This window comes from Streptomyces sp. NPDC087440 (genome assembly GCF_044744005.1).
GTDB lineage: Bacteria > Actinomycetota > Actinomycetes > Streptomycetales > Streptomycetaceae > Streptomyces.
This window is the reverse complement of record NZ_JBIUXN010000012.1, coordinates 78749-90095: the sequence shown is the minus strand read 5'-3', so window position 1 is coordinate 90095 and position 11347 is coordinate 78749. Positions and strand designations below refer to the sequence as shown.

10 protein-coding genes are annotated in these 11347 nt (G+C 72.6%); 1 reads left to right on the top strand and 9 read right to left on the bottom strand.

The genetic code is table 11. From position 1 onward, the window contains the following. Window positions 1-61: 61 nt before the first annotated feature. From rfbD to ACIO3O_RS23400, 5 genes are all read right to left on the bottom strand, one after another. Window positions 62-931: a dTDP-4-dehydrorhamnose reductase gene (gene rfbD / locus ACIO3O_RS23420; RefSeq protein ID WP_401748847.1), complete on the bottom strand. Its 870-nt coding sequence runs from the start codon at window positions 929-931 to the stop codon at window positions 62-64. Continuing rightward, window positions 931-1605: an RraA family protein gene (locus ACIO3O_RS23415; RefSeq protein ID WP_401748845.1), complete on the bottom strand. Its 675-nt coding sequence runs from the start codon at window positions 1603-1605 to the stop codon at window positions 931-933. Before ACIO3O_RS23415 ends, rfbD begins: the two co-directional genes overlap by 1 nt. Before the next feature lie 89 nt (window positions 1606-1694). Continuing rightward, complete coding sequence (locus ACIO3O_RS23410) at window positions 1695-3596, bottom strand: transketolase C-terminal domain-containing protein (protein WP_401748843.1); 1902 nt, start codon at window positions 3594-3596, stop codon at window positions 1695-1697. A 115-nt stretch (window positions 3597-3711) separates the two neighbouring features. Next, on the bottom strand, window positions 3712-4524 hold the full coding sequence (locus ACIO3O_RS23405; protein WP_401748841.1) for an SDR family oxidoreductase: 813 nt from the start codon (window positions 4522-4524) through the stop codon (window positions 3712-3714). Between the two features lie 4 nt (window positions 4525-4528). Further along, window positions 4529-5611, bottom strand: coding sequence for an N-acetylneuraminate synthase family protein (locus ACIO3O_RS23400; RefSeq protein WP_401748839.1), 1083 nt, complete (start codon window positions 5609-5611; stop codon window positions 4529-4531). Between the two features lie 189 nt (window positions 5612-5800). On the opposite strand from ACIO3O_RS23400, the gene ACIO3O_RS23395 reads away from it, so the two are divergent. Then, window positions 5801-6823, top strand: a complete 1023-nt coding sequence (locus ACIO3O_RS23395; RefSeq protein WP_401748837.1) for a LuxR C-terminal-related transcriptional regulator — start codon at window positions 5801-5803, stop codon at window positions 6821-6823. Window positions 6824-6922: 99 nt separating this feature from the next. On the opposite strand, the gene ACIO3O_RS23390 is transcribed toward ACIO3O_RS23395, so the two are convergent. From ACIO3O_RS23390 to ACIO3O_RS23375, 4 genes are all read right to left on the bottom strand, one after another. Then, complete coding sequence (locus ACIO3O_RS23390; protein WP_401748835.1) at window positions 6923-7885, bottom strand: quinone oxidoreductase family protein; 963 nt, start codon at window positions 7883-7885, stop codon at window positions 6923-6925. Further along, a complete protein-coding gene (locus ACIO3O_RS23385) occupies window positions 7882-9315 on the bottom strand; it encodes a methylaspartate mutase (protein WP_401748834.1) in 1434 nt (477 codons plus the stop codon). Before ACIO3O_RS23385 ends, ACIO3O_RS23390 begins: the two co-directional genes overlap by 4 nt. Then, on the bottom strand, window positions 9312-9788 hold the full coding sequence (locus ACIO3O_RS23380) for a cobalamin-dependent protein (RefSeq protein WP_401748832.1): 477 nt from the start codon (window positions 9786-9788) through the stop codon (window positions 9312-9314). Before ACIO3O_RS23380 ends, ACIO3O_RS23385 begins: the two co-directional genes overlap by 4 nt. Before the next feature lie 66 nt (window positions 9789-9854). After that, window positions 9855-11048: a stearoyl-CoA 9-desaturase gene (locus ACIO3O_RS23375; RefSeq protein WP_401748830.1), complete on the bottom strand. Its 1194-nt coding sequence runs from the start codon at window positions 11046-11048 to the stop codon at window positions 9855-9857. Window positions 11049-11347 lie beyond the last annotated feature (299 nt).

Here is an 11347-nt window from a genome sequence, read left to right as displayed (position 1 = left end):
ATGTCTCACCGGGTCGTGTCACCGTGCTGTGCGCACCACTTCGTGTCGTGCGGCGCCCGGATCAGAGCCGGGCGCAGAACCTCTCCAGCGCGTCCCGCCAGTGCGGCAGGGTCAGCCCCAGCGCGGTCAGCCGCCCGGTGGACAGCGTCGAGTCGCGCGGGCGGCCGCCGACGAAGCCGCACTCCGTCATCGCCAGCGGCTTCGGCTCCGGCAGGTGCGGGCGCAGTTCGCGCAGCGCCAGCCCCACGTCGTGCCAGCTGGCCGTGCCCGCGTTGGCGATGTGCAGGGTGCCGGACACGGGCTCGGGCCGGGTCAGCAGGAACACCAGGGCCCGGGCCAGGTCCTCGGTGTACGTCGGGCGGCTGTACTGGTCGTGGACCAGGGCGGCCGGTGCGCCGTCGGCGCCGGAGCGCAGCGCGGCCAGCACCACGTCCACCCGGGCGTCCTCGCCGCCGAACAGCCAGGAGGTGCGCACCGACAGGGCCCGGTCGCCGAGCAGCGCGCAGACGCGTTCCCCGGCGGCCTTGGTCACTCCGTACACACTCAGCGGGCTCGGCAGGTCGTCCTCCCGGTACCCGCCGTCGGGCGGGGCGGCCCCGTCGAAGACGTAGTCGCTGGAGAGGGACACCAGACGGCTGCCGGTGCGCCGGCAGGCGTGGGCGACGTTGCGCACCCCGGCCACGTTGACGCGCAGCGCCAGCGCGGGGTCCCGCTCGCAGTCGTCGACCACCGCGTGGGCGGCGGTGTGCACGACGACGTCGGGGCGAAAGGCCTCGACCGAGTCGGCGACCGCGCGCGCGTCGGAGATGTCGAAGTCCTGGAGCGAGACGCCCCGCACCGTCCAGTGCGCCGTCGCCGGGTCCTCGGCCAGCGCCCGGCGCAGGGCGGTGCCCAGCATGCCGTCCGCGCCGGTCACGTAGACCCGTGCCATTACAGGTGACCGAATTCTTCGAGGAGTTCGACCACGGTCGCACCGGAGGAGATCTTCTCCCGGATGGTGTGCTCCTTGCCGATGTTGAGGCGGGTGCCCTCCAGCACGTCCTCGGCGAGCGCGGGCGGCACGACGGCGATGCCGTTCTCGTCGGCCACGAGGATGTCGCCCGGGTTGATGACCTGGCCGCCCACCACGACCGGCACGTTGACCTGCACCGGCTCGGTGCGGTCGTGCACGGCCGTCGGCGAGGGGCGCGGCACGGTGGAGCGGTACCACAGCGGGAAGTCGAGGTCCCGGATCTCGTCGACGTCGCGCACCGCGCCGTCGACGATGCCCGCGGCGATCCCGGCCTTCAGCGAGAGGGTGGACATCAGACCGCCCCACATCGCGGTGAGCGCGGTGCCGTGGCAGGCGACGACGATGATGTCGCCCGGTTCGGCGCGGGCCAGCACCGGCATGCAGTCGACGAGGTCGTCGATGGAGAGGTTCACGGTCAGGGCGGGGCCGACGACCTTGTGCGCGGGGCGCACCGTCTGGAACCCGCCGATCGCCCCGACGCGACGGCGGGCGTCGGTGACCAGGCAGCTGGGGCTGTACTCCGTCAGGACCTCGCGGAAGGCGTCCACGAGGTGCTTCGGCGGGCGGACGAGGTCGTTGTACTGCGTTTCCATGGGCGTGACTCCTGTGTTCGGGTACGGGCGGGCCGGGGCGCTCCCCGAGCCGTCGGGGCGATACGGCCGAGGCGGTCGGGGCGATGCGGTCAGGGCCGCAGGGCGGCGGCGAGCGAGGCGGCGTCCAGGCCGTGCGCGGCGAGCGCCTCGGCCTCGGTGCCGCAGCGGGGGACCTCGGTGAGGCCGATCCCCCGGAACCGGGGGGTGCGGGGTGCGTCGAGCTCCAGCAGGGCACGGGCGACGGTGTCGGCCTGGCCGCCCTGGGTGTACTGGTTCTCCACCACGGTCAGGGTGTCGGCGCGGGCGGCCAGCGCGGCGAGCCACTGCGGGTCGACCCGGTTGAGCCAGGGCAGTTCCACCACGGTGAGGTCGACGCCCTCGGCGGCCAGCGTCCGTGCGGCGGCCAGCAGTTGGGCCAGCACCACGGGACCGGAACCGATCACGACGGTGCGCGCACCCTCCCGCACCACCCGGCCCCGGCCGACCTTCAGCGGCGCCTCGGGCAGCGCGTCCGCCTCCAGCGGGACGGGGGCGCTCACCAGCCGGAGGTAGACGCTCTGCGTCGCGGTGGCGCAGAACTGGACGGCGGCCCGCACCCCCGCCGCGTTCGCGGGCTCCAGCACGAGCAGGTCCGGCACCGCGCCGACCGCGCTGACGTCCCGTACCGCCTGGTGGGAGTGGCCGGGAGCGGCGGGCAGGAGACCGGCGAGCGAACCGGTGTAGACGACCCGGCGGCCCTCGGTCGCGTTGTTGTAGATCTGCTCGTTGGGCCGTGCGTGCAGGAAGCAGGAGAAGGAGTGCACGAACGGCAGCAGTCCGCCCGCCGCCAGGCCGCCGGCGGCCGACACCATGTCCTGCTCCGCGATCCCGAACTCGAAGAAGCGGTCCGGGAACTGCTCGGAGAAGGGGATGAGCCCGGTGTCCAGGACCAGGTCGGCGTCGAGGGCCACGACCCGCTCGTCCCGGCGGGCCAGGTCCACCAGCGCCTCGCCGTACACCTGCGGCAGCCGCTGCGCGGCCACCTGGGCGGCCGGCGGGGCCGTGATCTGCACGGTCTCGACCCGCAGCGGGTCCAGGCCGTTGCGGGACAGCAGGCCGTCGACCACCAGGAGGAGTTCGGCGTAGGCGCTCTCCCGGTCCTCGGCGGAGGGGGCCCCGCTGTGGAAGCGGTACATCCACTCCCCGTCCCGCAGCGAGGTGGTGGCGGCGAACGTGTCGCAGCCGGCCCCCTTCACGGTGTCGGCGATGATCGCCACCGGCCCGTCGGGGAAGCCCTCGGCGCGCTTGCGGAACACCGCGTCCAGCTCCGCCGGGTCGTTGCCGTCGCACCGCAGGGTGCCCCAGCCGAAGGAGCGGAACTTCGCCTCCAGGTCGCCGAGGTCGCTGACGTCGGCCACCCAGGTGTCGGACTGGATCTTGTTGTGGTCGACCACGACGGTCAGCTCGCGCATCGAGTGCCGGACGGCGCCCGCGAGCGCCTCCCAGTTCTGGCCCTCCTGGAGTTCGCCGTCGCCGGTGAGCACGAAGACGCGGCGGCTGCGGCCGTGCAGCCGGTCGGCCAGGATCAGGCCCTTCGCCTTGGAGATGCCCATGCCCAGCGAGCCGGTGTTGAACGGCATGTGGGGCGTGTGCACGTCCGGGTGCCCGGGCAGCCCGTCGATCCGGCGCAGCCCGTGCACCAGGGACTCCTCCAGCGCACCGAGGCCGATGAGCGTCGCGTACAGGCCCGGGGCGTCGTGCCCCTTGGAGGAGAAGTAGACGTCGCCGTCCTCCTCGAACGGGCGCCGCATCTCGTGCAGATGGAGATGGCTGACGATGTCGGCGGCGCTGAAGCTCGATCCCAGGTGACCGGAACCGGCCCGCGCGATCATGTAGAGGGTGTTGATCCGGCTGAGCGCGCTCACGGCACGCGTTCGCTCGTACGGATCGGAGATCTGCTCCTGTACGCGGGCGAACTCGGCCGCCGGCACCCGGCGCAGGGTGGTGGTCACAGCTGACTCCGTTGGTCGTGGATGGTCACCGGCACGCGGTCGTGTCGTGGGGTGTCACCGGCCTGCGGCCGTGGGGCGTCTCCAGCCGTCACCGGCAGGTGCGTCCCGTGGGGCGTCACCAGCAGGTGAATCCGCCGTCGACGGCGAGTTCGGTGCCGGTGACGTAGCGGCTCATGTCGGAGGCGAGGAAGAGCAGGGGGCCGGTCAGGTCCCCCGCCTCGGCCATCCGCCGCAGCGGGACCCGGGCGGTGAACTTCTCCCGGAAGAGCGGGTCCTGCTCGCCCAGCACCCCGCCCGGCGAGAGCGTGTTCACCCGCACCCCCGACGGGCCCCAGAGGGCCGCCAGATAGCGGGTGAGGGCGGCGACCCCGGCCTTGGACATGCCGTAGGCGGGCGGCTTCAGGAACGGCGGGTCCAGCTCGATGTGGTCGTAGAACCGGGGGTCGGGGGCCACGCTCCCGTACAGCGAACCGATGTTGATCACCGAGCCCCGGCCGCGGCGGGCCATCTCCGAGCCGAACACCTGGCAGGTGCGCAGCACTCCGGCGGCGTTGACGTCCAGGACGGAGCTGGACAGCTCCTCCGGGATGTCCTCGAAGAGCCAGCTGCCCGTCGCCGCGGACGGCGGCTGGTCGATGCCCGCGTTGTTGATCAGGACGGTGGGCGGACCCAGTTCGGCCAGGCAGGCGTCCAGGGCGGTCTGGAGACTGCTGCGGTCGGTGACGTCGCCGTACTGGAAGAGGAAGCGTCCGCTCCCTTCCTGGCGGGTGACGTCGAGCAGCTCCTTGCGGACGTCGTCGCCGGGCTCGACGCGGTCGAGCCCGAGGACGTCGGCGCCCTCCAGGAGGAGGGCCTTCGCCCACACCGGGCCGAGCCTGCCGCCCACCCCGGTCACCACGGCGGTTCTGCCGGTCAGACCTGACAGCACGGCGTCAGCCCGCGGTCGCCAGGCCGGCGGCCGCGACCGCTTCGTCCAGCAGCTCCGGTGCGAACGCGCCGTCGGCGGGCAGGGGTTCGCGCAGGGTGCGGCCCAGCACCTCGTCCAGCCGGTAGGGCTTCATGCCGTCGCCGGGCGAGCGGGCGATGACGTCGTCGGCCGTGACCAGGTGCCCGGCGGGCAGGTCGCGGACCGCCACCAGTTTCTTGCCCATCTTGCGTACGGCCGGGGCCTCCCGGTCGCTGCACCGCTTGTCCGGCGAACCCAGCGTGCTGCGGGTGCGGCGCAGCGACTCGGTGAGCTCGGCCAGCAGCGGCGGGTCGAGCGAGAAGTGGTGGTCGCTGCCGGGGCGGGTCTGGTCGAGGGTGAAGTGCTTCTCGATCACCCGGGCGCCCAGCGCGTACGCCAGGCAGCTGGCCTCGTTGCCCAGGTCGTGGCCGGAGAAGCCCACCACGACGTCCGGGAACTCCCGCCGGTAGGTCTCGATGACCGACAGGTGCAGGTCCTCGGGGCCGGCCGGGTACACGGCGGTGCACTGGAGCAGCGCCAGCCGGTCGTTGATCGGCAGGATGGTGTCCACCGCCCGCCGGACCTCGTCCATGGTGCCGCCGCCGGTGGAGACGATCAGCGCCTTGCCGGTCTTCGCGGCGTAGGCGAGCAGCGGGGTGTTGGTGAGGTCCGCGGAAGCGATCTTTATCGCCGGAAGATCGAGATCCATCAGGAAATCGACCGAGGGCATGTCGAATGCCGTCGAGAAGAAGTCGATGTTCAGTTCCTTCGCGAGCCCGGCGAGATGCGCGTACTCGTCGCGGCCGAATTCCAGGAATTCCCGGTGCTCGCCGTAGGTGGCGCCGTAACTGTTCCGGCCGGTGTACGGCTGGTTGTACATGGCGCGGGTGAAAAGGACCTTGTTGTCGCGCTTCTGGAGCTTGGCGGCCGACGCTCCCGCGGCTGCCGCCTGTCGGAAGAGCTCCTCGGCCTTTTCCAGGCTGCCCTCGTGGTTGTGTCCGATCTCCGCGATGACATATGCCTCGGTGTCATCGGCTATTCGGCGGTCTGAAATCTCAAGTTCATTCATGACTGTGCCGTCTTCCTTCCCATTCCGGATTTCATGACGACATTCATCGGTGCCGGGCCCGACTCTGCCATTGGGGAGGAGTGGAGAAAAGGCGGCTTCGCGGAAATGCGCTGTCCTAAGATGGCCAGACCACTAGTGGCCTTGGGCGAAGGGTTATCAATGACTCTTAATGGGCAGTACGTCCCCAAAATGGACGACTCCTGTGTAGCGGCTTACGACAACGCCCTGAGGCTGGGGGCCTATGAGGACTCCCGCATTGCGGCCCTGCTGTCCTGCGACGAGGCCGAGGCGGCGCGCATACGCACCGTGCTGACCCGGATGAAACTGCTCGTCCCGGGCGGTCCCGGCGGCAACGCGGTGCCGGTCAGCCCGGACGTGGCCGAGGCGGAGCTGTCGGCGGGCCTGGAGGCCGGCATCAACGCCTACCGCGAGCAACTGGCCGAGGTGCGCCGGCAGATGGGCGCGATCACCCCGGTGTACGTCAAGTACCGGCAGGCGCAACGGGCCTCGTCCGGCATCCGCGTCCTCGACGGCCCCGAGGACGTCCAGCGCGAGCTGACCGCCGCGACCCGGGAGTGCACCACCGAGGCGTTCACCGTGCAGCCCGGCGGCGGCCGCGACCCCCGCACGCTCCACGAGATCTCCGCCCGCGACACGGCGATGCTGGAGCGGGGCGTGCGGATGCGCATCCTCTACCAGCACACCGCGCGCGCCAATCTGGCCACCCGTACCCACGCGCGGAAGATGACGGCGCTGGGCGCCGAGGTGCGCACCACGAACGAGATCTACGAGCGGCTCATCATCTTCGACCGGTCGACGGCCTTCGTGCCCAAGGAGCGCGTGGGCAACCGGCCGCCGGGAGCCGCCATCGTCACGGACGCCACCGTCGTCGGCCACCTGTGGCGCATCCACGACAAGATGTGGTCCTCCGCCAGCCCCTACGACCCCAGCGACACCGAGTACGCGGCCGTGTCGGAGGAGATCAGGACCTCCATCCTGAAGCTGATGGCCACCGGCCTGAAGGACGACGTCATCGCCCGCAAGCTGGGCATGGCGACCCGGACCTGCCGCCGCTACATGGCCGGGATCATGGACGACCTCGGCGTCACCAGCCGCTTCCAGGCGGGCGCCCGCGCCTCGGCCCTCGGCCTGGTCGACGCGGGAACCGGCCCGTACACGGCCGGTGAGAGCGGCCCGGGGGAGCCTCGGTGAGCGCGCCGGGCACAGCCCCCTGAGCCGCCCGCCGCACGCACGGGAGCGGCCGTCGGCACCCCCGACGACCGCTCCCGTTCCGCTCGCTCCGCACCCGCCTCAGGGCCGCAGCAGCACCTTCCCCACCGTGGCCCGCTCCTCCAGCAACCGGTGGGCCAGGGCGGCCTGTTCCAGCGGCAGGGTCCGCGAGACCAGCGCGCTGATCCGGCCCTCGGCCAGCAGGGCGAAGACCTGCGCGGCGCGCTCCCGCAGCGTCCCGGGGTCCGGTACGTGGTCGCCGAGCGTCGGCCGCGTCACGTACAGCGAGCCCCCGGCGCGCAGCAGCCCCGTGTCGAGCGGCGGTACGGGCCCGCTCGACGCCCCGCACAGCACCAGCGTGCCGCGCCGCCCGAGCGCGGCCAGGCTGTCCGCCCAGGTCGCCGCGCCCACGGAGTCGTACACCACGTGCGCACCCCGGCCGCCGGTGAGTTCGCGCACCCGCTGCCCGAACTCCTCGTACCGCACGGCGTGTCGGGCCCCGGCCTCCCGTGCCACCTTCTCCTTCTCGGCGCCGGAGACCACCGCGATCACCGACGCCCCGAGGTGCGTCGCCAGCTGGACGAGCAGGCGGCCCAGGCCACCGGCGGCGGCCAGCACCACCACCGTGTCGCCCGGGCGGACGGGACGGGTGTCGTGGGTCAGGTAGTGCGCGGCCAGCCCCTGGAGCAGCACAGCCGCCGCGTCGGCCGGGGTCACCCCGGCGGGCACCGGGACCAGCTTGCCGACGGGCACGGCCGTGCGTGCGCCGTAGGCGCCCCGGTGGGTCGCGTACGCGACGACGTCGCCCGGCGCGAAGCCGGTCGCCCCCTCGCCGACGGCCACCACCGTGCCCGCAGCCTCCTGGCCGGGGACGAAGGGCAGTTCACCGGGGTAGGTCCCGTCGCGGTAGTACACGTCGATGAAGTTGACGCCCACCGCCTCGTTGGCCACCAGCACCTCTCCGGGGCCGGGCTCCGGGGCCGCCGACTCCTCGGCCACCAGCTGATCGGCGCCGCCCGGCCGGTGCACTCGTACGGTCTTCACTGCGTCCTCCTGAGGTTGCGGCGTGGCGCGTCCGCCTGTTCTCCCGGCGCCGCGCCGGGAGCCCCTCCCGGCGTCGTGCTCTCGCCGAACAGCAGCGGGAAGTAGTTGATGTCGCGGGTGAGTTCGGACAGCAGCGAGCCCATCGAGGGCGTCTCGCCCTGTCCGGCGTCGAGCTGCTCGCGGTGGCGGCGCAGCGTGCCCGCCGAGAGCGGCAGCCGCCCCGCGGAGAGGTAGCGGATCGCGCCCGTGGGGTCCCGGCGGGGAATGACCTCCGAGCGTGCCTGCGTGCTGGCGCTGAACGGGATGTCCAGCCGCCCGTCCGCGAAGGCCTCGATCACCGCGGCCCGGGTGTCCGCCCGGTCGAGCAGCGGCTCGACGATCTCCGCGACCTCGGCCAGGATCCACTCCAGCTCCCGGCCGGCCGCCTCCTCGTCCGCCGCCAGGAAGCCGAGCAGCGGCGAACGGGCGCGCTGCGCCAGGCGGATTCCGGCGACGTTCGCGGCGGCGTCCGGGATGCCGTACGCCTCCTGGTACGTCTTGGTGAGGAGCTTGGACGCGCCCCCGAGCCGGGTGACCAGCGCGCCGTACAGGATCAGGTCCTCGGCGTGCGCGCGCTCCCGGGGGAAGACGCCCATGAACTCGTGCAGCACCGGGTGCACGTCGACGCCCGGCGGCAGGTAGCGCTCGGCCAGCAGCGGGATCGCCCGCAGGGCCGCGACGTCCTGGGCGAGCTGCCCGCCCTGGGGGTACGCCACCGAGATGCACCGCACCCCGGCCCGGGCCGCGAACAGCGCCTCCAGCACGCTGATGGCGAGGCTGACGGACGGCGGCACCAGCACCGCGGTGAGCGTGCCGAACAGCTCCCGGTCGACGACCACCCCGAGGTCGGCGAGCTCCCCGCAGCGCCGGTCCACGGCCTCCCAGGCGGCGAGCGAGTCGGCGAGCGGCACGTTCTTGGAGTACGGCAGGTTGTACGAGATGCCGCCGCCCTCGAAGGACGTGATGCCGGAGGCGACCGCCGTCTCGAACATCAGCCGGGCGTCGGGGGAGCCGTGCCGGATCTGGAGCGGCGCGGTCACCGACTCGTTGAGGTCGCGCCCGCGCCGCCAGCCGTGCGCCACCAGCGGATAGCCGTTGAGTTCGCGCGGGCTGAGGTGGGCCAGCCTGCGGGCCTGCTCGAAGCGGCCCAGCCGGGTGTGCGAGTCGATGGTGAGGGTGAGCAGATCGGGCGCGCCGCCCTCGGCCAGCTCCACGAGCAGCCCGCGCATCGCGTCGTGGTCGCCCACCCCGCAGCGCGGCTGCACCGCGAACCGGCCGCTCGCCCTCGCCCGGGCGAGCACGTCGGCCGCCGACTCCTTGCCCAGCGAGCGGATGTACCGCACCGACGCGGTCAGCGGCGGCAGCCTGGCCCCGGTGACGGACGTCGTCATGAGGCGGCGCGCGACCGGGCCACGGCGCTCCGTTCGTCGCGCAGCCGGTCCAGGACCGCCGGGAGGTCGGCGGGGTCGTGCAGGATGTGGTCCACGCCCAGTTCGCGCAGCCGGTCCAGCACCGAGGACTCCTTGTGGCTGCCCACGGAGAGGTTGCCGCCCAGGACGACCGGGCAGTGGATGCCGTCGGCGTGCTTGACCGAGGGCAGCTGGCGCAGGTCCTCCAGGGCGTGCCCGTTGATGCTGCCGATGATCACCGCCTCCGCCTGCGGATGTGCGACGCAGGCCTCGGCGAACTCGCTGACGGGGGTGCAGGTGCCCAGGTTGACCACGTGGAAGCCCGCTTCCCGCAGTGCGTGGGCGATGAGGTGGTTGGCCACGGCGTGCGCGTCGCTGGCGGCGACGCCGAGGACGACGGTCCGCGACTGCGGCGGACTGCCGTGCGGGTGCGGGTGCATCCGCTGCTGGGTCATGACGGTCCTTTCTGCTGCCGGGCGCCGCCTGACCGGCCGTCGGACGCGATCAGGCGGGAACGCCGGTCAGTCGTCGAACGCGGCGAAGAGTTCCCGCTTGCTGACCGAGGCGATGCGGGAGACGTCGTACTCCTCGGGGTCCGCGGCCGACAGCGAGTCGAAGACCCGGTCGATGGCCGGGACCAGTCCCCACACGTGCTCGTAGGGCGGCCAGCCGTGGTGCCCGGCGTCCAGGTCGCGCTGCCGGGCGAAGAGGTAGTCGTGCCACTCCCGGCTCGCCGGGTAGCGGTGGTGGTAGTCGTGGACGACGGTGTCGCCGGTGAGCACCAGGTAGCGGGCGGGGGCGTGCACGAAGAGCATCCGCGCCGTCCACCGCCCCCAGGCGAGAGCGCCGCGGCCCGCCGGGACGCTCTCGCCGATGAAGATGGCGTTGGTCAGGCTCGCGAAGTACGCACGGCCCCGGCGCACCTCGGTCCCGGCCGGCGGGAAGGTGTGCTTCACACAGAGCCGCAGGGTGTTGCTCACCTGGAACAACGGCACCAGCGGCACCCACCAGACCACCAGGAAGGCGGCCCAGGTGCCGGTCGCCACGGTGATCGCGGCGGCCCCCGCGTACAGCAGCCCCGCCGTGGCCCGCTCGGCCGGTGCGGCGGCGCTCCAGAAGGACCGCGCCCGGGCGACGGCGAACTGGAGGTGGAAGAGCGGCGAGACGGTCTTGCCCAGCACCCGGCGCCACATCGCCCGCCGGGTCATGCCGGGCCCCAGCCCCAGACTGATCAGGAAGGCCTGCACGGTCGGGTCGCGGAGGGTCATGTGGTGGGCGGCGTGATGGTCGGAGACGTGCTCCCGGCTGTACCGCTCGAAGTTCTGGATCACGAGTACGGAGGACAGCGCCCGGCCGATCGCCAGGTCGGCCCCACGGCGGCGGTACATGTTCCGGTGCGCGCACTGGTGGTAGACCATCATCCGCAGATTGCGCATCCCGTGCAGGGTGACGGCCCACCCCGGCGGCAGCAGGAGCAGCCACCACGCGCCCAGCGTCCACACCAGGGCGGAGAACGCGGTACCGGCCGCCATCGCGGCCACCCCCGCCACCAGGTGATAGCTGGGCGTCCACCGAGGCGCCCGCTGGCCCGGAAGTGGCTTTCCGGTGAATAGGGTCAGTCGGTGCTGCATGAATTCGGGCAGGACCCGCATCGATTCCCGGGGGTCCTTTTCGCCGCGGCTCTCGTCGAGATGCCGTGGTGACTCGGTCGCCATTTCATCCCTTCCGGAGTTTTCCGTCGTACGGTCCGGGCACCCCGGCGTGGGCCCGGACCCGCTGGATCACTCACGCACCGGCGTGCGGTTCAGCTCCGGCCCGGGGTCCCGCCACCGGCCGGCGGGCCGTCCCAGCCCGTGTCCGGCGGGCCGTCCCAACCGGTGTCCTGAACGAAGTCCCACCCCGTGTCGTCGCCGCGCACCTTTTCGGCCATGACCGAAAGGGACCCGGTCGAGGGCGCCGCGAGAGTGTAAGCGCTGCCCATAACAAGTGCTCCGCTGAATGCCGCCGCAATGGT